Raw genomic sequence first — 23,887 nt, 5'->3', positions numbered from 1 at the left:
GTTCATGTCCGTCAGCCAGCGCATCCGTTTCGTTCTTGTCGGCACCCAGCATCCAGGCAACATCGGCGCCGCCGCGCGCGCGATGAAGACGATGGGCGTGTCGCGCCTGGTGCTGGTGGCGCCGGAGCGTGCGCTCGACGAAGACGCCTATCGGCGTTCGGCCGGTGCCGAGGACGTGCTCGGCGAGGCGCCGATCTTCGCCACCCTGGCCGAGGCGGTGGCCGATTGCACCCTGGTGATCGGCTGCACCGCGCGTGCGCGCCGGGTCGCGCTGGAAGAGCTGCCGCCGGACGAGGGCGCACGCCGTGCCTGGGCCAAGGCAGGCGAACCGGCCGAGGTGGCGATCGTGTTCGGTCGCGAGCGTACCGGCCTGACCAACGACGAGCTGCAGCTCTGCCATGCGGCGCTGCATATCCCCTCCGACCCGGCGTTCAGCTCGCTCAACCTAGCGGCGGCGGTACAGGTCGTGGCGTACGAGGTGCGGCTGGCGCAGCTGGCGGCTGGCGAAGCGGAGGTTGCGCCCGCCGCGGCGGCCGGCGCGCTGCGCGAGGGCCCGGCCAGCCATGCCCAGCTGGAAGGCATGTTCGGCCAGTTGGGCCAGACCCTGGACGAGATCGACTTCCACAAGGGGCGGGCGCCGGAGTCGGCGATGCGCAAGCTGCGGCGGCTGCTGTTGCGCGCGGACATGAGCGAGCAGGAAGTGCGTCTGCTGCGCGGCATTCTGTCCGATGCGCAGCGCATGGCCATGCTGGCAAAGCGCAACGGAAGCTGACGTCTGTCACATCTGGAAAGATTCGGCTAGGCTGTCGGCGGCTCTAGGGGAGTGTCCGTTTTGCGCGGTCTACGATGGTGTCTGATTGCCTGCGGGCTGTTGGCCGGGGCAGGCTTGGCCGCGACGGCGACAGCGGCGCCTTCCCCGGTATTGGTGCTTGGACGGATCAGCGACGATCCCGCCACCCATTACGCGCAACTCAAGCCCCTGCTGGATTACGTGGTGCCGCGCATGCGCGAGGTCGGGATCCGCCGTGGCGAAATCCTGATGGCGCCGGATGCGCGGCAGATGTCCAGTTACCTGCGGCGTGGCCGCGTCGACTGGGTCAGCGAAACCACCGGTGCGGCAATGCTGCTGGAACAGCGCGGCAGTGCGCACCCGCTGGTGATGACCGAGCGCGGCGGCCTGCGCGAGTTCCACACGGTGTTCTTCGTCCGCCGCGACAGCCCGATCCAGTCGCTCAAGCAGTTGCGCGGGCACACCCTGGCGTTGCAGAACGCCTCCTCCACCAGCGGCTACCTGCTGCCGATGCTGGAGCTGGTGCGCAACGGCATCGCCTGCGATGTGCTGCTGTCGCCGGACGACAGCCAGGTACCGGGCTCGGTGGGTTACCTGATGGTCGGGTCGAAACTGAATATCTCCGCCTTCGTGCATCAGCACCTGATCGATGCGGGCGCCTTCAGCAACGCCGACTGGGATGACGAACGCCACCTGCCGCAGGTGTTCAAGCGTGATTTCCGTATCGTCCATCGCAGTGCGCCGGTGCCGCGCGCGGTGGAGATGGTGCGCACCGGCATGGATCCGGCGGTGGAACGGCGGCTGCGCGTGGTGTTGCTGCAGGCGGCCTCCGACCCCAAGGCCGGGCCGGCCCTGAAGCGCTTCTTCGGCACCACCGCCTTCCACCCGCTGGATGCTGCCAGCCGTCGGCGCCTGGATGCGCTGAGCGCCGGCTTGCACCGTGTCAGGGACCAAGTGGAATGACTCAGGTGCGCTTCGGGTTGCAGGCACGCTTCCTGTTGGTGATGGCGCTGACGCTGCTGCTGGTCGGTGCGATCCTGGCGTCGCTGCTGCAGCGCCAGAGCGCGATGCAACGCGAGGTGCGCGGGCTCAGCGCGCAGATCCTGCACGAGCTGTTCGATCGCAGCCTGCGCACGCGTGGCGAGACCCTGGCCACCGAACTGGCGAACGGCCTGGCCAATCCGCTGTACTACTCCGACCTGGGCACGGTGGGTGCGCTGGTGCGCAACGCCTCGCGGCAGCAGGTGGTGAGCTACGTGCTGGTGTTCGATCGACGCGGCCGGCTGGTGCACGATGGCTCGCCCGATCTGCAGCATTACGGCCAGCCCATGACCGACCCGCTCGCGGCCAGGGCGGTGACTGCGCGCACCATGCTGTCGCAGTCCTCGCCGGAAGTGCTGGACGTGACGATGCCGATCAAGATCGGCGACCAGCGCATCGGCGGGGTGCGGGTGGGCATGTCGCGCGAGCGGGTGCGCAGGGTCGAATCCGGCGCCAACCTGACCCTGGTGCAGAACCTCAACGCGATCGGCAAGCGCGATCTGGGCTGGCTGCTGGTGCTGCTGGCCGCGCTGGTGGCGCTGGGGGTGCTGTTGGCCATCTACGTGCAGCGCACCCTGGTGGCACCGGTGCGGCTGCTGGCGGCTGCCGCGCGCCAGATCGAGCGTGGCGACTATGCGGTGCAGCTGCCACCGCATCCGCGCAACGACGAGATCGGCGAGTTGATTTCCGCCTTCGGCCGCATGAGCGAGAGCATCGCCCGGCACAATCGCGAGGTGCGCCACATGGCCTACACCGACGCGCTGACCGGGCTGACCAACCGGCTGGGGTTCCGCGAGGGCCTGGACCATCTGCTCAACACCGCCCGCAGCACCGACAGCAAGCTGGCGCTGCTGTTCGCCGATATCGACGACTTCAAGCGGGTCAACGACACGCTGGGGCACGAAGCCGGCGACGAGGCGCTGCTGCAGTTTGCCAGCCGCATCAGCCGCGCGGTCGGTGCGTTGGGCGGCGACGACGCGATCCTGGCGCGCTTTGGCGGCGACGAGTTCGTGATCCTGATGCAGAACGGCGATGTCAGCCTGCTTGCCGCCCAGCTGGCGGACCGGCTGGTGCACGAATTGAGCCGCCCCTTGAATGTGCAGGGCCGGGAGGTGTTCCTGGGCACCTCGATCGGCATCACGCTGTTCCCGGACGATGCCAGCAATGCCACCGCGTTGCTGAAGAACGGCGACATCGCGATGTACCAGGCCAAGGTCGCCGGCAAGAACTGCCATCGCTTCTACAGCCGCGCCGCCGATCATGCGGTGGAGCGGCGCGTGCACATGGAGCACGAGCTGCGCGGGGCCTGGGATCGCGACGAGCTGCGGCTGGTCTATCAGCCGATCTACCGCACCAGCGACCGGGTGCTGGTGGGGGTGGAAGTGCTGCTGCGCTGGCAGCACCCGGCGCTGGGCACGATTGCGCCGTCCACCTTTATCGACATCGCCGAGCAGAGCGGCCTGATCGAGGTGATCGGCCCCAAGGTGCTGCGCGCGGCCTGCCTGGAAGCGGCGCAATGGCCGGTGGTGGGCGAGGGCTTGTTCATCTCGGTCAACGTCTCGCCGCGTCAGCTGCGCAGTGGCGACCTGATCGACACCGTGGCCGAGTGCCTGGCCGAGTCCGGCCTGCCGGCCGCGCGCTTGCACCTGGAGCTGACCGAAACGGCGGTGATCGGGGACGAAATGATGGCCGCTAGCCTGCTCGATCAATTGCACCGCACCGGCGTGAAGGTGTGGCTGGACGACTTCGGCACCGGTTTCTCCGGCTTGAGCCATCTGCGCCAGGTGCCGGTGGACGGGGTCAAGATCGACAAGAGTTTCATCGCCGACCTGCAGCGCGACCCGGACGATCTGGCGCTGACCACAGCCATCATCGGCATGGCGCATTCGCTGGGCATCACGGTGGTGGCCGAGGGGATCGAGCAGGAAGCGCAGTTCAACCTGCTGCGCGAGCGTGGCTGCGACCTGGGCCAGGGCTACTGGTTCAGCCGCCCGCTGAGCCCGGCCGACATGGTCAAGCTGATCGCCGCGGGCTGATCAGCGTAGGAGCGCACGCGGGCGCGACGGGTGTTACCGGTCATGCTTCGTCGCGCCCGGGTGCGCTCCTACGATCCGGTGTGTTCGAGCTGGTGGTTACAGCGGCCGTTTGCCGGTGTCGCCGGGAATTTCGCGCACCAGGCGCGGCACCAGGTAGCCGGACAGGCGCGCGGCCAGCTCGGTGTGCAGGGCGCGCGCGCGCGCATCGTCCACTTCGAAATGCGCCACGCCGGCCACCCGGTCGAGCTGGTGCAGGTAATACGGCAGCACGCCGGCGGCGAAGCTGCGTTCGCTCAGGGCCGCCAGCGCGTCCACGCTGTCGTTGACGCCGCGTAGCAGCACGGCCTGGTTGAGCAACTGCGCGCCGGCCTCGCGCAGGGCGCGCATGGCATCGTCCACGGCGGTATCGAATTCGTTGGCATGGTTGGCATGCACCACGAAGGCCACCGGCCACGGCAGGCTGCGCAGCCAGGCCAGCAGCGGCGTGTCGACACGCTCGGGCAGCACGATCGGCAGCCGGCTGTGGATGCGTAGGCGCTTGATGTGGCCGATGGCAGCCAGCGCGTCAGTGAGTTCGGCCAGCTTGCCGGTGGCCAGCGACAGTGGGTCGCCGCCGGACAGCAGCACTTCGTCGATGCCGGGGTCGGCCGCGATCGCGGCGACCGCGTCGCGCCAGCCGTCGCGCGCGGCGGTTTCCTCGGCATACGGGAAGTGGCGGCGGAAGCAGTAGCGGCAGTGCACCGCGCAGCTGCCGGTGGCGATCAGCAGCGCGCGGCCGCGGTATTTCTGGATCACCCCGTCGGCGGTCTTGGCGGCGCCATCGCCGACCGCATCCAGGCCGAAGCCGGGTACCGGCCGCATTTCATCGTCCAGCGGCAGCACCTGGCGCAGCAGCGGGTCGTGCAGGTCGCCACGGCGCATGCGCGCAACGAATGCCTGCGGCACCCGCAGCGGGAACTGGGCGGCGGCGGCATCGCTGATCCCGGCCGCCTGCGCCTCCAGGCCCAGCAGCGCCAGCAGCGCGCGCGGGTCGCGCACGGCGTCGCGCCATTGCTGCTGCCAGCGCGGCGGTTGCAGGGTGGGCGGCGGAGATGGCTGCAAGGCGAGGGGGGCTGCGGGTATCATGTGCGGTCACAAAACCAATGCCCGCCGGTTGCGGCGGGCGCCCCATTCTAATCCGACCTGCCACGGCCTGTGGCAGGTCGTGGTCTTATCGAGGAGCTGCACCATGGCCACTGTTGGCATGAACGACGTCAAGAACGGCATGAAGATCCTGGTCAACAACGAGCCGGCGGTCATCACCGAGACCGAATACGTCAAGCCGGGCAAGGGCCAGGCCTTCACCCGCATGAAGTACCGCTTCATCAAGTCCGGCCGCGTGGTCGAAATGACCATGAAGGCGACCGACGACGTGGAAGTGGCCGACGTGGTCGATACCGACATGCGCTACCTGTACAGCGATGGCGAGTACTGGCACTTCATGGACCCGGAAACCTTCGAGCAGGTGCAGACCGACAAGGCCGGCATGGGTGGCGCCGACAAGTGGCTCAAGGGCGAGGAAGACTGCATCGTGACGCTGTGGAATGGCACGCCGATCTGGGTGCAGCCGCCGAACTTCGTCGAGCTGAAGATCACCGAGACCGACCCGGGCGTGCGTGGCGATACCTCCGGCGGCGGCGGCAAGCCGGCGACGCTGGAAACCGGCGCGGTGGTGCGTGTGCCGCTGTTCGTCAACCAGGACGAAATCATCAAGGTCGACACCCGCTCGGGCGAATACTCCGCGCGCGTCAAGTAAGACGATGCGTCCGGGACACTGGCCTGATCGAGCGGGACGCAGTGCCAGTGTCGTGTTGGGGCTGTGGGGTGCGCTGCTCGCGTGCCCGGCGTTTGCGCAATCGGCTGCCGCAACCTGCGATGCCAATGACGTGGCCGCCGTTGCGGCCATTGCAACGTCCGGCGTCGTGGGCGGCGCTGCTGCCGCGGTGCCGGTCGACCGTCTGGTGGCCCAGAGCTGCAAGCCGTGGCCGAACGATGCGGCGATCCGGCTGGCGGCAATCGCATTTGCTGGCGACGCGGAGAGCGTGCCTGGCGAGCGCGACCTCGAGTTGCGCGTGGCCATGCTTGATGCCGCCAGCGGCAAGGTGCTGGCGTTCTACGCGCAGGCAATGGGCGAGGACGCCGCCGTTGAACTGGCTGCCGACAGCCTGCGCCTGGACACCGCGCGCTACGACCTGGCCACGGGCGTGCGTGCGATCGGCGTGGTGGTGCACAGCGCCGCGCGCGGGCCCAGCTGCCCGGATTTTTACAGCAATCAGGCATTGACCCTGCTGGTGCGCGAGGGGCGCAGCCTGCGCCCGGTGCTGCAACGCGATCTCTATGCGTGGCAACGTGTGAAAGGCGAGCCGTGCAGTCTGGGCAAGGGCGATGTGATCACCGAAGTGGCCAACCTGAGCGTGAGCATGGCGCCGCAGGTACACGCCGGCTATGCGGACATCGTGCTGACAGCCAACGTGTCTACCGTGGAGAGCGCCGCTGGCAGCGACACCGATACCGAACGCACCCGTCGCGTGCGCCAGGTACTGCGCTACAACGGCCAGCGCTATGTGCCTGTGGCCGGTGGCGATCACAGCTGGCCGTTCGACAACTAACCTTTTATGGATCCGCTCATGAACAATGCCCCTCCCGAAGTCTGCGACCTGTTGATCGAAGCCGGCTACGTCGTGCCGATCGAGCCGCACGCGGTGGTGCTCGACGATCACGCGGTGGCGGTGCACAACGGCGTCATCGTGGCGATCCTGCCGACCGCCGAGGCGCGCCTGCGGTTTGCGCCGACGCAGACCGTCTCGCGCCCGGAGGCGGCCCTGATCCCTGGCCTGGTCAATGCGCATACGCATAACCCGATGACGTTGCTGCGTGGCGTTGCCGACGATTTGCCGCTGATGGTGTGGCTGCAGCAGCACATCTGGCCGGTGGAAGCGGCGGTGATCGGGCCAGAGTTCGTCGCCGACGGCACCACGCTGGCGATCGCCGAAATGCTGCGTGGCGGTACCACCTGCGTCAACGAGAACTACTTCTTCGCCGATGTGCAGGCGGCCGTGTACAAGCAGCACGGGTTCCGTGCGCTGGTCGGCGCGGTGATCATCGATTTCCCCACCGCCTGGGCATCGTCGGACGACGAATATTTCGCACGGGCCGGCGAGCTGCACGACCAGTGGCGCGACGATCCGCTGATCAGCACCGCCTTTGCGCCGCACGCGCCGTACACGGTCAACGACGCCAACTTCGAACGTGTGCGCATGCTGGCCGACCAGCTGGATCTGCCGGTGCATCTGCACACGCACGAAACCGCGCAGGAAGTGGCCGATTCGGTTGCCCAGTACGGGCAGCGCCCGCTGGCGCGGCTGGATCGCCTGGGGCTGGTCAACGACCGCCTGATCGCCGTGCACATGACCCAGCTCACCGACGCGGAAATCCACCTGTGCGCCGAGCGCGGCGTCAGCGTGGTGCATTGCCCGGAGTCCAACCTCAAGCTCGCTTCGGGCTTTTGCCCGGCCTGCGCGCTGCAACGTGCCGGCGTGAACCTGGCGATCGGCACCGACGGCTGCGCCAGCAACAACGACCTGGACATGTTCAGCGAGAACCGCACGGCGGCGATCCTGGCCAAGGCAGTGGCCAACGATGCCACCGCACTGGACGCGGCCACCACGCTGCGTGCGGCCACACTGGGCGGCGCGCGCGCGTTGGGCTTCGGCGACAGGATCGGCTCGATCGAAATCGGCAAGCAGGCCGATCTGGTCTGCGTGGATCTGTCCGCACTGGAGACCCAGCCGCTGCATCATGTGCTGTCGCAACTGATCTACGCCGCCGGCCGTCACCAGGTCACCGATGTGTGGATCGCCGGCAAGCCCAAACTGGTGCAGCGTGAGCTCATCGACATGGACACCGCTGCCCTGGTCGCCAACGCGCGGCAGTGGCGCGAGCGCATCCGCACCGTCCGCGCCTGAGCGCGCGTCACCCCATCACGGAGCTCCGCATGAATCCGAATCCCCAATCCAATTCCAGCAACTTCCATCAGAGCGAGCTGGACAAGTTCGCGGCGCTGGCCAACCGCTGGTGGGATGCCGACGGCCCGCAGAAGCCGCTGCATGCGCTCAATCCGGTGCGCCTGGACTATGTGTCCGCGCGGCTGGGCCTGGCCGGCGCGCGCGTGCTCGATGTCGGCTGCGGCGGCGGTCTGCTCAGCGAGTCGATGGCGCGTCTGGGCGCGCAGGTCACCGCTATCGATCTGGCGCCGGAGCTGGTCAAGGTAGCGCGCCTGCACAGCCTGGAATCGGGCGTGCAGGTGGATTACCGCGTGCAGTCGGTGGAAGACTTGGCCGCCGAACAGCCGGGCAGCTTCGATGCGGTGACCTGCATGGAAATGCTGGAACACGTGCCGGACCCGACCGCGATCATCCGCGCCTGCGCCAGCCTGCTCAAGCCGGGCGGCAAGCTGTTTTTGTCCACGCTCAACCGCACCCCGGCCGCGTTCGCGCTGGCGGTGGTCGGCGCCGAATACATCGCGCGGCTACTGCCCAGGGGCACGCATCACTACAAGGATTTCATCAAGCCGGCGGAGCTTGCGGCGTGGTTGCGCAGTGCCGAACTGCAGCTGGAAGATGTCAGCGGCATGGTGTACGAGCCGTGGCGCAATCGTGCGCGCCTGTCGTCGCGGACCAAGGTCAATTACCTGGCTTATGCGGTGAAGCCGTGACGAATCGGGAATCGGGATTCGGGAATCGCAACAACAGAGACCGGCGCTGGTGATGTCCGAGCCATTCCGAGTTCAAGATGACGCCGCTCAGCGGAAGGACGCCGTTGCATCGTCGAAGTTTCCGCGTGCGGTGTTGTTCGATCTGGATGGCACCTTGCTCGATAGCGCGCCGGACATGCTGGCGACTGTCAACGCGATGCTGGATGCGCGCGGGCGTGCGCCAATCGCCTTGGCGCAGTTGCGTCCGGTAGTATCCAAGGGCGCGCGCGCGATGCTGGCGGTGGCGTTTGCCGAACTCGATGCGGCCGAGCGCGATGCCTTGGTGCCGGAATTCCTGCGTCGTTACGAGGCCTTGATCGGTACGCAGTCGCAGCTGTTCGACGGTGTCGAAGAACTGCTGCTGCGGCTGGAGCGCGCCGGTTGCATCTGGGGCGTGGTCACCAACAAGCCTGAATATCTGGCCCGCCTGATCCTGCCGCAACTGGGTTGGGAGCAGCGCTGCGCGGTGCTGATCGGCGGCGATACGCTGGCCGAGCGCAAGCCGCATCCGCTGCCCTTGCTGACCGCGGCCGAGCGCATCGGGGTTGCGCCGGCGCACTGCGTCTACGTCGGCGACGACGAGCGCGACATCCTGGCCGCGCGCGCGGCGGCGATGCCATCGGTGGCGGTGTTGTGGGGCTATCGCCTGCACGACGACGAGCCGTCGCGCTGGCAGGCCGACGTCCTCGTCGCGCAGCCGCAGACGCTGTGGGATGCCGTGGCGTGGCCGCAGACCTGATCTTCTTTCGCTTTTTTCTGGACCCGCCATGAGCCAATCCAGTGCTCTCGACAGTTTTCTCGACAAGTGGCGCACGCGCTGGCCGGAATGGTCGGTTGCCGAGCCCTTCATTCCCGAGCCGCAGCGACGCCTCACGGCGGCCTGGTTTGCGCTGCTGCAGGAATGGGAAGACATCATGAACATCGCCGGCGACCCGTTGCCGGCCGACGCCAAGCTGGCATGGTGGCAGCAGGAGCTGCGCGACTGGTCGCAGCAGCGTTCGCGCCATCCGCTGGGGCGCGTGCTGGAGCCGGTGCCTGCGCCATGGGCGCAGCTGGCCGACACCTTGCCGGCCATGCAGGACGCCCGTGCGCAGCCGCAATCGTTGCAGCAGGCGTTGGCGAGATTGCGTGCCTTCGCCGAGGCCGTGGTCGGCGTGGAAGCCGCGCTGTTTGCGCGCACCCAGCCTGGCGATGCCACCGCGGTGGCGCTGCAATGGCTGGATGCACGCCAGCGTGTGGCCGGCGACAGCGCCGCACCCGGCGACATGACGCTGGCCGCATGGTGCACGCAATTGCTGCGCGCTTGGCCGCGCAAACCGGCGTTGGCGCGCCCGCACCGGGTATGGTCGCGGCTGGCACGCCTGCGCCTGCAGCGCGAGCTTGCCGGCAAGGCCGCCTATCCACCGCCCGTGCAGCAGTTGTGGCATAGCTGGCGTGCTGCCAGCGGCGCGGACTGAGCGCGCGGATCTGGTTCCGTCAGTGCACGACCAACGACGTGGCGAAGGTGCCGCAATCGTAGGAAACGACAACGCCTGTCGGCGTACCGCATCACACGGCTTGCCGACAGGCGGGGGTGGCAACGTTAACGCGTTGCGACGTGGTGCTCCAGGACGACTTGGCGTGGCGAACCCTCAGTCCGCGCTGCCGGCACCGCTATTGCCGTATTCGTAGAACCGGTTGGCCGAATTGGTGCAGTTGCTGCTGCAGTACGGGCGGCTGACGGTGGAGGCATTCCACGGTGCGGTCTTGCGGATGTGGCTGCCCAGGCTGGAATTGCGCACCGTGACCTGGCCATTGGGTGAGGTGCCGTTGACGTAGGCGGACAGGCTGCTGATGCCTTCGTCCCAGGCGCGCCCCAGGTAGGTCTGGTTGTCCGGTGATCCGGAGCCGGCGACGAAGCGGCTATTGATCGCCAGGAACCCATAGGCACTGCCCGGACGTGTGCTTGGCGCAAAGATGTAGCCGCCACGGCTGCTGCCCAGGCGCGCGCCGGCCGAGCGGATGGTGGCGTTGTCGAACACGCCCACACCCGAGCCGAAGATGAAGTCGACATCGCCTTCGATCGTGCTGTTCTTGAAATAGGCGCGGATCACATTGGCGGCATTGGTCGCACTGATCAGCAAGGTGTCCTGATTGCCGGTCACCAGCACGTCTTCGAAGCTGGCCTGGTCGCCACGCACCGCCAGCGCGACTGCCGACTGGTTGTTGTCCTGGTAAGTGCCTTCGACATAGTTGTTGTCCACGCGCAGGTGACGCGCCTGGAAGCCGGCGGCGCGCACGGTCAGTGTCGCGCTGTTGGAGGTGCCCACCGTGGTTGCCGCTGCATTGCTGGCACAGGGGTGACTTGCGGTGCCGGCCGGCTTGGGCGTGGGGTTGGCGTTGTTGAAGCGGATGACGGTGTCTGCGGTGTTGGTGCCCAGGCCGAACACGGTCAGCGGTGGCGCGTTGGTCGGCACGCAGACCAGTTCGGTGTAAGTGCCGGCCTTGATGCTGATGTAGCGACGGGTGCTGCCGCCGGCAGCGACAGCGGCATCGATTGCCGACTGCACGGTGCGATAGCGCGTGGAGCCATCGGCGGCCACGGCGAAGTCTGCACTGAGCAGCGCCACCCCCGCAGTGGGATTCCAGTTGTCGGTGACCAGGGCGGTGATCGGGCCGGCCTTGGCCAGGGCCTTGGAGATGGTGTACGTGCTCGCCTCGCTACTGGTGAGTTGTGGGCGGCTGGCCGTGCCGGTCAAGGCGGTGGCATCGGCACTGACAAGGCTCAGCAGGACGGCGGCGATACAGGTCGTGCGCAAGGGCGATGCAGACATGAGTGGCGCTCTCTCGGAAGGGACGCAGGCGATTGATGGATACGCTTCAGCCGCCGCACGTCGCGTGCATGTGCCGCAACCATGGCGCAGCATGCGATCAGCGGATGCCGGTCACCGCGTCCGGGTGTTCCTGGATGGCGGAGCAATCGGCGGGGCGATCTTACTGACGTGGTCGCTACAGCGGTCTGGCGTTCAGATGCAATGTTCAAGAGCTTCGGTGGCATCACGCTCTGCAACGTGACTGCGTCGCAAACAGGCGCCATTGGCTTGCGTGATTTATGCAGGTGCACCATTTCACCGGAGGCGATCGCGTTGCCGCCATGTGCAGGCAGGAGTGCGCATCGTCACATGCCGTGGGCGGGGAGACTTCCAGACTGAGTCACCCGCGTAGACACGCGCATGTGAGACATCGAGATGGCAGACCCCAAAGAGCTGCAGGAAAAATTCTGGAAAGCCCTGAAATCCGATCGCACCGTGATGCTGGGCCTGGATGGCGTGGAAGACGGGCATGCCCGCCCGATGACCGCACAGATCGAAGGCGATAGCGGTGGTCCGATCTGGTTCTTCACCTCCAAGGACAATGCGCTGATTGCCATGCTGGGGCAGGGCCGCCGCGTCATCGGCGCCTTCAGCAGCAAGGGGCACGACCTGTTCGCCAGCATCAGCGGCTCGTTGCGCGAAGACACCGATCCGGCCGTGGTCGAGCGCCTGTGGAACCCGCATGTGGCTGCCTGGTACGAAGGCGGCAAGGACGATCCCAAGCTGGCGCTGCTGCGTCTGGACACCGATCACGCGCAGATCTGGCTCAACGGTTCCAGTCTGCTGGCCGGTATCAAGGTGTTGTTCGGCGTCGATCCGAAAAAGGATTACCAGGACAAGGTGGCGGACGTTCCGCTGCGCTGAGGCCTGCTGCACGCCTGCACAATCGTCGCGATGGTGCACGGTCCTAAATTCAGTCATGTCGCTTGCGCAAGCGCCGATCCAGTCGTGGGGTTGGATCGGTGCTGTCAGCCTGGATTGCAGACAAGACGGTCATGGCACTGCGCGTTCACGCGCTGCCTGACAGAGGAGAAAAAGATGCAACAGATCGAAATCGGCCAGATGGTGTTTCTGCGCGATGGCGAAGTCGGCGTCGGTGCCGTCCGCGAGGTGCGCAAGGATGGCGCCGAGCTGGTCATCAATATCGAAAATGGAGGCGACTTCGTGCTGCCTGCTTCGGTGGTGCGTGATGTGCATTCCGGCAAGGTGATGCTGGATGTCGCGCAACTTCCGGAGGAGGTACGCAATGCCCTGCGCCATCCGCACGACAACGAGTTGCCAACCAGCACCTATGCGGCCAGCGATCCGCACGATGGCGCGCTTACCTAATTAGGTCGGCTAGCCGCACCCAGCTTCAGAGTCTGGTGGCGCGCCATCAGGAAGCAGAAACGTCCGCGGCGCGGCGTCGGACGCGCCCGCCGACGGCAGCGCCGGTTGCTCTGCCTCGTCCTTGAGCTGCACGCCGGACAGCTTGCGCCGGAACGATTCGCGCAGCAGGTACGCAAGCTTGTGCGTGGCTTCGGCGTAACTCAGTCCTTCGGCGCGGATATTGGAGATGCAATTGCGCGCGGCGTCGGTCAGGCCGACACGCGGGGTATAGGTCAGATACAGGCCCAGGCTGTCGGGCGAGCTCAGCCCTGGCCGCTCGCCGATCAACACGATCACCAGACGCGCCTTGAGCAGTTCGCCGACTTCGTCGCCGATGGCGACGCGGCCCTGCGCGATCAACGCCACCGGCGCCAACGACCAGCCTTCGTGTGCGGCCAGCGCGTCGATATGCTCCAGCATCTGCGCTGCGTGTCGATGCACCGCCAATGCAGAGAGTCCGTCGGCGACCACCACCGCGATATCGTGCCCGCCGCCGTGGACTGCAGTCAGGCCGCGCAGATGCGCGGCCGCATCCTCGCCCAGGCGCCGGCCCAGATCCGGACGTTGCAGATAGGTGTGCCGGTCCACCGCCGCGCTGTGCAGCAGAATGCTGTCCCGCCCGCGCTGTTGCAGCGCTGCCTGCAGCGGCTGTGGGTCGAATGCCAGATGCACCGCATCGCGCGCCTGCGCATGCGCAAGCTGGAAATCCAGGTGCGCCGCGGTGGGCAGGCTGGTGCCGACGCGCCCCAGCGCAATGCGCGCCGGTGTGAGTTGACGCAGCTGCGCCCAGGCATCGCGCGGAGGAGTGGTCGGGCTGCTCATTGCACGCTGCCGGCGTTCAATTGCTCCAGCGCACGCCGGAACGGTGCGGGAAGCTCGCTACCGAGTTCGAAGCGGCCATCGCGCAGGCGCAGGATGCCCTGCTGTTCCAGCCAGTGCTCGAACTCGGGCGCAGCGCGCAGCCCGAGCGCCTGGCGCGCATACAGCGCATCGTGGAACGAGGTGGTCTGGTAGTTGAGCATCACATCGTCGGAGCCGGGAATGCCCATGATGAAGTTGATGCCGGCGGTGCCGAGCAGGGTTAGCAGCACGTCCATGTCGTCCTGGTCGGCTTCGGCATGATTGGTGTAGCAGATGTCGCAGCCCATCGGCACGCCCAGCAGCTTGCCGCAGAAGTGATCCTCCAGCCCGGCACGGATGATCTGCTTGCCGTCGTAGAGATATTCCGGGCCGATGAAGCCCACCACGGTGTTGACCAGCAGCGGCTTGAACTGCCGCGCCACGGCATAGGCACGTACCTCGCAGGTCTGCTGATCGACGCCATGATGCGCATTGGCCGACAACGCGCTGCCCTGGCCGGTCTCGAAATACATCACGTTGTCGCCGACGCTGCCGCGCCGCAGCGACACCCCGGCGTCATGGCCTTCCTGCAGCAGCGCCAGATTGATGCCGAAGCTGGCATTGGCCGCTTCGGTGCCGGCGATCGACTGGAACACCAGGTCCACCGGCACACCGCGGTTGATCGCGTCGATGGTGGTGGTGATGTGCGCCAGCACGCAGGACTGCGTGGGGATCTGGTAGCCGGTGATCACCGCATCGAGCATGCGCAGCAACGCGGTGGTGGCGGCCAGGCTGTCGCTGGCAGGATTGATGCCGATCACCGCATCGCCATTGCCGTATAGCAGGCCATCGAGCACGCTGGCGGCGATGCCGGTGGCATCGTCGGTAGGGTGGTTGGGCTGCAGGCGCGTGGACAGGCGGCCACGCAAGCCCAGCGTATTGCGAAAGCGCGTGACCACGCGCGTCTTCTGCGCGACCAGGATCAGGTCCTGCACGCGCATCAACTTCGAGACTGCCGCCACCATCTCCGGTGTCAGTCCGGGCGCCAGTGCGGCCAGTGCCGCTTCGTCGGCCTGCGCACTCAACAGCCAATCACGAAAGCCGCCGACGGTGAGATGCGCCACCGCGGCAAATGCGGCCGCATCGTGCTGGTCGACGATCAGGCGGGTGACCTCGTCCGATTCGTACGGCACCACCGCTTCATCGAGGAAGTGACGCAGCGGCAGATCCGCCAGCGCCATCTGCGCGGCCACCCGCTGCAGCCCGGAGTCGGCGGCGAGCCCGGCCAGTTGGTCGCCCGAGCGCGGCGGCGTGGCCTTGGCCAGCAAGGTCTTGAGATCGGCAAACTGGAAGCGCTCGCCGCCAGCGGTAAACGCGAACCCGCTCATCTGGCACTGGCCGCAGGCGTGGCCTGGCTGCGCAAGCTCAGCACGCAACACAGCGCACCGAACAGCAGCAGGCCCACGAAGATCAGCGCCACGATCGGGTTGAACCAGACCATCGCCACCAGACACACCAGCGCCAGCAGCAGCGCGATTGCCGGTACCACCGGATAGCCCGGCGCGCGAAAGCTGCGCTCCAGCCCGGGTTCGGCGCGGCGCAGCTTGAACAGGCTGAGCATGCTCATCACATACATCACGATCGCGCCGAACACCGACATGGTGATCATCGCCGCGGTCAGCGACATGCCCTGGATCTTGACCACGCTGTCGCTGCAGATCGCTGCGATGCCGATCGCGCCGCCGGCAAGAATCGCGCGATGCGGCGTGCGAAAGCGCGACAGCCTGGCCAGCCCGTGCGGCAGGAACCCGGCACGCGCCAACGCGAAGAACTGCCGCGAATAGCCCAGGATGATGCCGTGGAAGCTGGCCACCAGGCCGAACAGGCCGATCCACACCAGCATATGCAGCCAGGTCGAGCTGTTGCCGACCACCGCCTTCATCGCCTGCGGCAACGGGTCGTTGATGTTGGAGAGCTGGCGCCAGTCGCCGACCCCGCCCGCAAACACCATCACGCCCAGCGCCAGCACCACCAGGGTGAGGATGCCGGCGATGTAGGCGCGCGGAATCGTGCGCTTGGGATCCTTGGCCTCTTCGGCCGCCATCGCCGCGCCCTCGATCGCCAGAAAGAACCAGATCGCAAACGGAATCGCGGCAAAGATGCCGGAAATGGCGGCCGGGCCGAACACATCGTTACCGGCCCAGCCATTGGCGGCAAAGCGCGCAACGCTGAAGCCCGGCGCCACCACGCCCATGAACACCAGCAGCTCGATCACCGCCAGCAAGGTCACGATCAGCTCGAAGGTGGCGGCGATCGCCACGCCGACGATGTTCAAGCCCATGAAGATCGCATACGCGCCGATCGCGGCGATGCGCGGGTCCAGGGTCGGGAACTGCACATTGAGATAGGCGCCGATCGCCATGGCAATGGCCGGCGGCGCGAACACGAATTCGATCAGCGTGGCCAGGCCCGCCAGCATGCCGCCGTAGGTCCCGAATGCGCGCAGGCTGTAGGCGAACGGCCCGCCCGCATTGGGGATGGCGGTGGTCAGCTCGGTAAAGCTGAAGATGAAGCAGGTGTACATCACCGCGACCAGCAGCGTGGTCACCAGAAAACCCAGCGTGCCGGCGGTGCCCCAGCCGTAGCTCCAGCCGAAATACTCGCCGGAAATCACCAGACCCACGGCGATCCCCCACAGTTGCCAGGTGCCCAGGGTGGGTTTGAGTTGCTCGTTGCGCATGTCGCACATCTCCTGCGGTCGGGGGAGGGGAGATGACGCAGGTCCGGCGGCTAGGCACCGGACCGACGGCCAGTGACCGATCGTCCACCGATGCCCGGTGACGATCGACGGTCGTCCCGGTTATACCCCAAAGCCCTGCGGCGAACACAAGCGCAACGGGTGGGTCGCAGACACCATGCCGCCGTGGCGGCACACGGCGCGCGCTAGCTATTTGCTGCGCTCAAGCACCAGCAGCGGATCGATGCGTACATCGAACCAGTTCATCCCCCAATGCAGATGCGGCCCGGTCGCGCGCCCGGTGGCACCGACTGCGGCAATCACCTGACCTTGCTCCACCCGGTCGCCCACCTTCACGTCGATGCGCGACAGGTGCAGAAAATTCGAACTTACCCCGAAGCCATGGTCCAGCAACACGGTGCCGCCGGTCAGATACAGGTCCGGCGCGGCAAAGGTCACCACGCCGGCAGCCGGTGCCTTGACCGGCGTGCCGGTGGGCACGGCGATGTCCATGCCCGAGTGGCCGGCACCGGGCTGGCCGTTGTAGACCCGCGCATTGCCGAAGCGCCCGCTAATGCGGCCCTGCACCGGCCAGATGAAGGCCTGGGCGAAATCGGTGCGGGCATCGTCGCGGTCGCGCGCGGCGGTGACCTGCGCCTGCTCGCGCTTGATCCGCTCGGCGATCGCCGCAGGCGGATTGACCGTTTTGGGCGGCACGCCGTTGACGCGCTCCACCGGCCAGTCGCGCGGCGTCACCGCAATGCTGGCGGTCTGTTTGCTGCCATCGGGGCGGGTGATCTGCACCTGCAACGGTCCGGTGGCGTCGCGGCCGATGCCGAACACCACGCTGCCATAGCCACTGACCCGCAAGCTGCGGCCGGCGTACTGCACCTGGCTGCCCGCCGGCACCTTGCCGATCACCAGCGCACCCTGCGAAGCGCTTTGCGGAAATACCACCTCCGCGGCGTCGGCGGACTGCGCAGCGACGCTGCCGGCAGCGAGCGAGAGCGGCGCCAGCGCAAGCCAGGCGCCAACCATGGCTGCGCGCATCAGCGGTCGAAGGTCAGGCGCTGACCGGCGGCAGCGCCAATCAATTGTTCGCCATCCCACACCTGCTGGCCGTTGACCCAGGTCGCGGCGATGCGCGAACGGAACGTGGTGCCTTCGAACGGCGACCAGCCGCACTTGGACAGCACCTGCTCGCGCTTCACGGTGAACGGAGTGTTGTCGATCATCACCAGGTCGGCGAAATAGCCTTCGCGCAGGAAGCCGCGTTCTTCCACATCGAACAACTGTGCCGGCGCATGCGCGAACTTCTGCACGATACGGGTGATCGGCAGCTTGCCCTCGTGCACCAGCTCCAGCGCAGCGACCAGCGCGTACTGCACCAGCGGCAGGCCGGAGGGCGCCTGTGCGTAGGGCTTCTGCTTTTCTTCCCAGGTATGCGGGGCGTGGTCGGTGGCGAGCACGTCGATGACGTCCTCGGCCAGCGCCTGGATCAGTGCCAAGCGGTCGTCTGCGTCCTTGATCGCGGGGTTGCACTTGATCAGGTTGCCCAGCCGCGCGTAATCGCTGCGGTCGAAGCGCAGGAAGTGGATGCAGGTCTCTGCGGTGATGCGCTTGCGCAGCTTGCCCTCGGCATCGACCAGCGGGCCGGCCTCGAACAGCGCCAGCTCGTCGGCGGTGGAGATATGCAGTACGTGCAGGCGGGTGTTGTGCTTGCGCGCCAGCGACACCGCCAGCCGCGAGGACTTCAGGCAAGCCTCGCGTGAGCGGATGTCCGGATGCATCTCCGGGGTCAACGCGTCGCCGTACTTTTCCTTGTACTGCGCCAGCGTCGCGTCGATGGTTGGGGTGTCTTCGCAGTGGGTGATGATCGGCGTCGGCGCGTCGCGGAAGATCGCGTCCAGCGTCTCGGGGTTGTCGACCAGCATGTTGCCGGTGGAGGCGCCCATGAACACCTTGATGCCCGGGGCGGTCTTCGGGTCCAGCGTCTGGATCGCGGCCAGATTGTCGTTGCTGGCGCCCATGTAGAAGCCGTAGTTAGCCCAGGCGCGCCCGGCCGCCGCGTCGTACTTGGCCTGTAGTGCGGCCGCGTCCAGGGTCGGCGGATTGGTGTTGGGCATGTCCATGAAGCTGGTCAGGCCACCGGCCACCGCGGCGCCGGATTCGGTCGCGATATCGCCCTTGTGGGTCAGGCCGGGCTCGCGGAAGTGCACCTGGTCGTCGATCATGCCCGGCAGCACCCAGCGTCCGGCCGCGTCCACCACGGTGTCGCCTGCGGCTGGGGCGATCTTGCTGGCGATCTTGGCGATGCGGCCGGCTTCGATCAGCAGATCGGCGTCGAATTCCTTGCCTTCATTGACCAGGCGGGCGTTGACGATGAGGGTTCGGCTCATGGATGAGGTCCTTTGCAACTACAGGAAGGGGAAGCGGGCGAGGACGCGGGCGCGTCGGGGACGGGATCGAACCCGCCCGGATGAAAGGGATGGCAGCGGCCAAGCCGGCGTGCGGCCAGCCAGCAACCGCGCAGCGGGCCGAAGCGGCCGATCGCGGTCATCGCATATTCCGAGCAACTGGGCGCGAAACGGCAGCGCGGCCCCAGCAGGGGGCTGATGAACCGCTTGTAGAAGCGCAGCAGCGCGATGAGCAGGCGTGAGATCACTTGCCAATGATATGCCACTTGGATTAATACGTGGTTGCCGGGGGTCCGTGGGGTAAGCTATAAAGGCCCGCTTTCCCGGGCCCCGGGGGAACCAAGGATGAGCGTTTCGTGGCTGCTAAAAAACCTGCAAAAAAGGCCGTAGAGGCCGCCAAGAAGTCCGCCAAACCCGTTGCGAAGAAGGCAGCGGCGCCTGCCGCTGCAAAACCGGCCGCCAAGCAGGTCAAGCCGGCTGCCAAGCAAGCGGTTGCCAAGAAGGCAGCTGCGAGCAAGACCGCGGCCAAGCCGGCGCCGGTCGCCAAGACCGCAGCGTCCAAACCCGCGGCCGCCAAACCTGTAAAATCTTCTGTCGCCAAGCGTGCTGCCAAGCCGGCGGCGAACAAGGCAGCTCCGGCTGCCGCCAAACCGGCCGCCAAGCCGGTGGCGCCCAAGTCCGTACCGAAGCCGGCTACCAAGTCGACTCCGGCCAAGTCAGTCCCGGTCAAGGCTGAAAAGCCCGCGCCCGCACCGGCCTCCAAGGCCGCCCCTGCGAAGCCGGCAAAGCCTGCGACCCCGTCACTCAAGAATCCCGTGCCCGTTTCGAAATCTTCAGCAAAAACGCCAACCAAAACCGAAGCCCCCGCCAAGCCCGCCGCGACCCGTCCGGTCGGCAAGGTGGCCGTGGCCGTGACCTCCAAGCCGTCCAGCCCGACCCCCAAGACCAAGTACAAGGTGGTCGAGTACAAGACCGATGAGGCAACCGGTCGTCCGATCCTGCCGCAGGGCTACAAGCCTGCAGCCGATGAGGAGTACATGAGCAAGCTGCAGCAGGAGTACTTCCGTCAGCGTCTGCAGAGCTGGCGCAACGACCTGATCGAAGAGTCGAAGCAGACCATCGAAAACCTGCGCGAAGAAGTGCGCGACATCGGCGACGAAGCCGAGCGTGCAACGCGCGAGACCGAGAACTCGCTGGAGCTGCGCACCCGCGACCGTCATCGCAAGCTGATCGGCAAGATCGACAGCACGCTCAAGCGTCTGGAAGACGGCGACTACGGTTACTGCGTGGACACCGGCGAAGAGATCGGCCTGGACCGGCTGGAAGCGCGCCTGACCGCCGAACGCACCATCGACGCCCAGGAGCGTTGGGAGCACCTGCAGAAGCAGCAGGGCGACTGATCGTTCGACCAGGTCCAGGCCTCGTCCGTCGACTGAAAGACCCCGCCATGTGCGGGGTTTTTTTATGCGCATCGTGCCAGCGCAACGGACGTTGCAGTGGTCGACACGCCTGGCGCGTGTCATGCGGCCAGGCAGGCATCGATCAGGTGATATCGATCAGACCTGCGGGCACCGTCGCAAACCTCACTGCCGCAGACCTCACTGCAGGTCGCGCAGATCCAGCTTGCGCAGCTTGGGCGCCTTCCACGCGGTGGTGGCGACCACGCCCAGGGTCACGCAGCCGCCGATCACCACCGCCGGCACCAGGCCGACCAGGCGTGCCATCACCCCGTCGTAGAACGCACCCAGCTCGTTGGACGAGCCGATGAAGATGCCGTTGATCGACGACACCCGGCCGCGCATCGCATCGGGCGTGGCCAGCTGCAGGATCGTCTGGCGCACCACCACCGACACCCCGTCGCACATGCCGTAGACCAGCAGGATCGCCGCCGACAGCCAGAAATGCCGCGACAGGCCGAACGCGATGGTGCACAGCCCGAAGCCGGCCACCGACAGCATCAGGATGCGCCCGGCATTGCGCTGCAGCGGGTGCCGCGCCAGCCACACCCCGACCACGATCGAGCCCAGTGCCGGGGCGCCGCGCAGGATGCCCAGGCCTTCCGGGCCGTAATGCAGGATGTCGTGGATGAAGGCCGGCAGCATCGACACCGCGCCGCCCAGCAGCACCGAGAACATGTCCAGCGCCATCGCGCCCAGCATGATCTGGTTGGACAGTACGAACTGCGCGCCTTCGGCGATGCTGCGGAAGATCGGCGCACGCGGGCCTGTATTGACCGGCTCGCTGACACGCAGCAGCGCCAGCGCCAGGATCGCTACCAGCGCCACGCCGGCGGCCACGCCATAGGCCAGGCCCTTGCCGCCCCAGCCGACCAGCACGCCGCCCAGCGCCGGGCCGATCACCATGCCGGCCTGGAAGGTGACGCTGCCGATGCTGGCGCCGCGCGCGAACGCCTCGCGCGGCAGCGCACGTGCGAACAGCGCGTTGTAGACCGGCGACAGGAACGAGCGCGCCGCACCGGTCAGCGCGATGGCCGCGTAGATCGGCCACACGCCTTGCACCGGCAGCCAGCCATGGGTGATGGCCAACAGCAGCAACGCGGTGGCGACCAGGCCCAGCACCGCGACCATGCCGAGGCGTCGGCGCGGCAGATGATCGACCAGATAGCCGGCAAACGGCGCGATGCAGAAGAACGGCAGGATCTCCGCCAGGCCGATCAGCCCGAGCGAGAGCGGATTGCGGGTGATCTCGTAGATATGCCAGCCGACCGTGACCGCGACGATCTGGTACGACAGCATCGCCGCCACGCGATACAGCAGCACCAGGCCGAAGCCGGGGTGGGCCAGCAGCGTATGCAGCGAGGCGGCGGGCGAGGGCGTCGGCGTGCTCACTGCTGGGCGCGGGCGGTGTCGCGGATGAAAGCCAGCATTGCCGCCACGCCGTTGCTGCGGGTCGGCGACAGATGCTTGGCCAGCCCGATGCCGGCGATGTAGTCCGGCTCGGTGGCCAGGATCTCCTGCGCGCTACGCCCAGAGTACACGCGCAAGGCCAGATAGATCAGCCCGGAGACGATCGCCGAGTCGCTGACGGCGTGGAAGTCCAGCCGCTCGGCATTGCCCTCCGGCACGATCCACACCATCGACTGGCAGCCATGCAGGCGGTGTTCTTCGGTCTTCCACTGTTCGGGGAAGCTGGGCAGCTTGCGGCCCAGGTCGATCAGGTATTGGTAACGCTCGGACCAGTCGCCGAAGAAGGAAAACTCCTCGGCAATGGCGGCCTGTGCGTCGACGGCGGTGGGTTCAAGCGGGAAGGGGGTGGTGGTCATCAAAAAATCCAGATTCGGTCGGTGGTAGCGCTGCCCGGCGACACCGCAATGGCGCCCCTCACCCGCCGGGGCGAGAAGGCGCGGTTTGCGCGCCATTGGCGCGCGTGCCTTGGAGCGCCCGCGCCGCCAGCGCGGGCCGGGGCGCGGAGCGGGGAGGGTACGGGCGAAGCCTCGCTGGAATTCGATGCGGGTGGCTTCGCCCTTACCGCAAGGAAGGTGCATGTGGCTGCGCTCGCACCCTGATCCGCCCCTGCGGGGCACCTTCCCCCGAAGGGAGAAGGGAGGAGCGTCATGCGCGCTTCCAGCGCACGCCTTGCGGAGTGTCTTCCAGCACGATGCCTTCGTCGGCCAGCTGCGTGCGGATGGCGTCGGCGCGGGCGAAGTCCCTCGCTTTCTTGGCGGCATTGCGTTCTTCGACCAGCGCCGTGATGCGTGCATCGTCGCCGGCGTCGGTGCCGCGCGAGAACCAGGCGGCCGGATCCTGCTGCAGCAATCCCAGCGCCAGGCCTGCGCCGAGCAGCCGCGACTTCAGGGCGGACAGCGCGGCAACACCTGCCGATGCGTCGCTGCCCTGTGCGAGTTGGGTGCGCAGCGCGCGGGCCTCGGAGGCAATGCTGGCGATGACCGACAGCGCAAGCGGGGTGTTGAGGTCGTCGTCGAGCGCGGCTTCCACCTCGTCGGGAATCGTGGCCGGCTGCACGGGGGCGATCCCGGCAGCGTGTTCGGCCGCGGCCAGGTCGCGCAAGGTGCCGTACAGCCGGTCCAGCGTGTTCTTGGCCTGGTCGATCAGGCCATCGGACCAGTCCAGCGGCTGCCGGTAATGCGCGCTCAGCAGTGCGTAGCGCAGCGCCTCGGGCGGGTGGCGGGCGATCAGGTCGTGCACGGTCTCGATGTTGCCCAGCGACTTGCTCATCTTGGCGCCGCTGAAATTGAGCATGCCGTTGTGCAGCCAGAACCGCGCAAAGGTCGCCCCGCCATGCGCGCATTCGCTCTGCGCGATCTCGTTCTCGTGATGCGGGAACTGCAGGTCCACGCCGCCGGCATGGATGTCGATGGTCGGGCCCAGGTGCGCGGCAGCCATCGCCGAGCATTCGATATGCCAGCCCGGGCGGCCGCGGCCCCAGGGCGAGTCCCAGCCGGGCAGCTCGTCGCTGGAGGGCTTCCACAGCACGAAGTCGCCCGGGTCGCGCTTGTACGGCGCCACGTCCACGCGTGCGCCGGCCAGCATCTCGTCCGGGTCGCGGCGCGAGAGCTTGCCGTAGTGCGCAAAGCTGGCCACCGCGAACAGCACATGGCCTTCGGCGGCATAGGCATGTCCGTTGGCAATCAGCTGCTCGATCATCGCCACGATCTGCGGGATATGCGCGGTCGCTTCCGGTTCGATGTCCGGCGGCTGCACGCCGAGCGCGGCCATGTCCTGGCGGTAGATCGCGGCGAAGCGGTCGGTGATGGTCGAGATCGGCACGCCCTGCGCCTGCGCGGCGGCGTTGATCTTGTCGTCCACGTCGGTGATGTTGCGCGCGTAGCGCAGCGCGCCATAGCGCCGGCGCAGCAGGGCGGCCAGCACATCGAACACGACCGGGCCGCGGGCGTTGCCGATATGCGCGTAGTTGTAGACGGTGGGGCCGCACACATACAGAGTGGGGCTGGACGGATCGAGCGGTGCGAACGGCTCGACCCGCCGCGTCAGGTTGTTGTGCAGGCGCAGGCTCATCGGCATCTGAAAAAGGA

The 23,887-nt window shown here is 67.1% G+C and carries 23 protein-coding genes; 12 read left to right on the top strand and 11 right to left on the bottom strand.

Translation table 11 applies throughout. The annotated features are described in order from the left end of the window. The first annotated feature begins 4 nt into the window (after nt 1-4). Genes AC06DU_RS11940 through AC06DU_RS11930 form a run of 3 tightly spaced genes read left to right on the top strand, consistent with a single transcriptional unit; the run spans nt 5 to nt 3,867 of the window. The gene (locus AC06DU_RS11940; RefSeq protein ID WP_126966073.1) at nt 5-772 is read left to right on the top strand and encodes an RNA methyltransferase; all 768 of its coding nucleotides are present in this window, start codon (nt 5-7) and stop codon (nt 770-772) included. 51 nt (nt 773-823) lie between these two features. Then, nucleotides 824-1,753 (top strand): phosphate/phosphite/phosphonate ABC transporter substrate-binding protein, encoded by a 930-nt coding sequence (locus AC06DU_RS11935; protein WP_024940419.1) that lies wholly within the window; start codon nt 824-826, stop codon nt 1,751-1,753. Beyond that, nucleotides 1,750-3,867 (top strand): putative bifunctional diguanylate cyclase/phosphodiesterase, encoded by a 2,118-nt coding sequence (locus AC06DU_RS11930; protein ID WP_478202489.1) that lies wholly within the window; start codon nt 1,750-1,752, stop codon nt 3,865-3,867. Before AC06DU_RS11935 ends, AC06DU_RS11930 begins: the two co-directional genes overlap by 4 nt. A 96-nt stretch (nt 3,868-3,963) precedes the next feature. On the opposite strand, the gene epmB is transcribed toward AC06DU_RS11930, so the two are convergent. Then, nucleotides 3,964-4,992 (bottom strand): EF-P beta-lysylation protein EpmB, encoded by a 1,029-nt coding sequence (epmB, locus tag AC06DU_RS11925; protein WP_054593070.1) that lies wholly within the window; start codon nt 4,990-4,992, stop codon nt 3,964-3,966. A 103-nt stretch (nt 4,993-5,095) separates the two neighbouring features. On the opposite strand from epmB, the gene efp reads away from it, so the two are divergent. From efp to AC06DU_RS11895, 6 genes are read left to right on the top strand one after another with little or no spacing between them, the layout of a single operon-like run. Next, nucleotides 5,096-5,662, top strand: coding sequence for an elongation factor P (gene efp / locus AC06DU_RS11920; protein ID WP_007962665.1), 567 nt, complete (start codon nt 5,096-5,098; stop codon nt 5,660-5,662). A 52-nt stretch (nt 5,663-5,714) separates the two neighbouring features. Next, entirely contained in the window at nt 5,715-6,515 is an 801-nt protein-coding gene (locus AC06DU_RS11915) for a PA3715 family protein (protein ID WP_478202488.1), read from the top strand. Nucleotides 6,516-6,533: 18 nt separating this feature from the next. Further along, nucleotides 6,534-7,871, top strand: a complete 1,338-nt coding sequence (locus AC06DU_RS11910; RefSeq protein WP_478202487.1) for a TRZ/ATZ family hydrolase — start codon at nt 6,534-6,536, stop codon at nt 7,869-7,871. A gap of 29 nt (nt 7,872-7,900) precedes the next feature. Beyond that, entirely contained in the window at nt 7,901-8,620 is a 720-nt protein-coding gene (gene ubiG / locus AC06DU_RS11905) for a bifunctional 2-polyprenyl-6-hydroxyphenol methylase/3-demethylubiquinol 3-O-methyltransferase UbiG (protein WP_478202486.1), read from the top strand. A 52-nt stretch (nt 8,621-8,672) separates the two neighbouring features. After that, complete coding sequence (locus AC06DU_RS11900; RefSeq protein WP_478202485.1) at nt 8,673-9,398, top strand: phosphoglycolate phosphatase; 726 nt, start codon at nt 8,673-8,675, stop codon at nt 9,396-9,398. A 28-nt stretch (nt 9,399-9,426) separates the two neighbouring features. Next, nucleotides 9,427-10,116 carry a squalene/phytoene synthase family protein gene (locus AC06DU_RS11895; protein WP_478202484.1) on the top strand — a complete coding sequence of 230 codons (690 nt, stop codon included), beginning with the start codon at nt 9,427-9,429 and terminating at the stop codon, nt 10,114-10,116. 174 nt (nt 10,117-10,290) lie between these two features. Here the strand turns inward: AC06DU_RS11895 and AC06DU_RS11890 are convergent, their stop codons facing one another. After that, complete coding sequence (locus AC06DU_RS11890) at nt 10,291-11,430, bottom strand: putative acyl-CoA thioester hydrolase (protein WP_425599305.1); 1,140 nt, start codon at nt 11,428-11,430, stop codon at nt 10,291-10,293. 456 nt (nt 11,431-11,886) lie between these two features. On the opposite strand from AC06DU_RS11890, the gene AC06DU_RS11885 reads away from it, so the two are divergent. Together AC06DU_RS11885 and AC06DU_RS11880 are read left to right on the top strand one after the other, a co-directional pair. Then, entirely contained in the window at nt 11,887-12,375 is a 489-nt protein-coding gene (locus AC06DU_RS11885; protein WP_024940409.1) for a pyridoxamine 5'-phosphate oxidase family protein, read from the top strand. Between the two features lie 174 nt (nt 12,376-12,549). Next, nucleotides 12,550-12,840 carry a hypothetical protein gene (locus AC06DU_RS11880; protein WP_046343030.1) on the top strand — a complete coding sequence of 97 codons (291 nt, stop codon included), beginning with the start codon at nt 12,550-12,552 and terminating at the stop codon, nt 12,838-12,840. A 9-nt stretch (nt 12,841-12,849) separates the two neighbouring features. Here AC06DU_RS11880 and eutC read toward each other — a convergent pair whose 3' ends face one another. From eutC to yidD, 6 genes are all read right to left on the bottom strand, one after another. Further along, on the bottom strand, nt 12,850-13,701 hold the full coding sequence (gene eutC, locus AC06DU_RS11875) for an ethanolamine ammonia-lyase subunit EutC (protein ID WP_166770931.1): 852 nt from the start codon (nt 13,699-13,701) through the stop codon (nt 12,850-12,852). Then, nucleotides 13,698-15,107, bottom strand: a complete 1,410-nt coding sequence (locus AC06DU_RS11870) for an ethanolamine ammonia-lyase subunit EutB (RefSeq protein ID WP_039521883.1) — start codon at nt 15,105-15,107, stop codon at nt 13,698-13,700. The genes eutC and AC06DU_RS11870 overlap by 4 nt, the downstream gene beginning before the upstream one ends. Next, complete coding sequence (gene eat, locus AC06DU_RS11865; protein ID WP_024940405.1) at nt 15,104-16,468, bottom strand: ethanolamine permease; 1,365 nt, start codon at nt 16,466-16,468, stop codon at nt 15,104-15,106. Before eat ends, AC06DU_RS11870 begins: the two co-directional genes overlap by 4 nt. A 198-nt stretch (nt 16,469-16,666) precedes the next feature. Next, complete coding sequence (locus AC06DU_RS11860; protein ID WP_024940404.1) at nt 16,667-17,506, bottom strand: M23 family metallopeptidase; 840 nt, start codon at nt 17,504-17,506, stop codon at nt 16,667-16,669. Next, entirely contained in the window at nt 17,506-18,855 is a 1,350-nt protein-coding gene (locus AC06DU_RS11855; protein WP_160954544.1) for a dihydroorotase, read from the bottom strand. Before AC06DU_RS11855 ends, AC06DU_RS11860 begins: the two co-directional genes overlap by 1 nt. Further along, the gene (yidD, locus tag AC06DU_RS11850) at nt 18,852-19,139 is read right to left on the bottom strand and encodes a membrane protein insertion efficiency factor YidD (protein ID WP_046343020.1); all 288 of its coding nucleotides are present in this window, start codon (nt 19,137-19,139) and stop codon (nt 18,852-18,854) included. Before yidD ends, AC06DU_RS11855 begins: the two co-directional genes overlap by 4 nt. Before the next feature lie 90 nt (nt 19,140-19,229). Between yidD and dksA the strand changes: the two genes are divergently transcribed. Next, complete coding sequence (gene dksA, locus AC06DU_RS11845) at nt 19,230-20,273, top strand: RNA polymerase-binding protein DksA (RefSeq protein WP_080689536.1); 1,044 nt, start codon at nt 19,230-19,232, stop codon at nt 20,271-20,273. A 198-nt stretch (nt 20,274-20,471) separates the two neighbouring features. Here dksA and AC06DU_RS11840 read toward each other — a convergent pair whose 3' ends face one another. The 3 genes from AC06DU_RS11840 to cysS form a co-directional block, all read right to left on the bottom strand. Continuing rightward, complete coding sequence (locus tag AC06DU_RS11840; RefSeq protein ID WP_478202482.1) at nt 20,472-21,722, bottom strand: MFS transporter; 1,251 nt, start codon at nt 21,720-21,722, stop codon at nt 20,472-20,474. Beyond that, nucleotides 21,719-22,156, bottom strand: coding sequence for a SufE family protein (locus tag AC06DU_RS11835; protein WP_016903219.1), 438 nt, complete (start codon nt 22,154-22,156; stop codon nt 21,719-21,721). The genes AC06DU_RS11840 and AC06DU_RS11835 overlap by 4 nt, the downstream gene beginning before the upstream one ends. A gap of 289 nt (nt 22,157-22,445) precedes the next feature. Beyond that, nucleotides 22,446-23,870: a cysteine--tRNA ligase gene (gene cysS / locus AC06DU_RS11830; protein WP_478202481.1), complete on the bottom strand. Its 1,425-nt coding sequence runs from the start codon at nt 23,868-23,870 to the stop codon at nt 22,446-22,448. Nucleotides 23,871-23,887 lie beyond the last annotated feature (17 nt).

This window comes from Xanthomonas sp. NCPPB 3200 (genome assembly GCF_056393585.1).
This window is presented reverse-complemented; position numbering and strand designations above follow the sequence as displayed.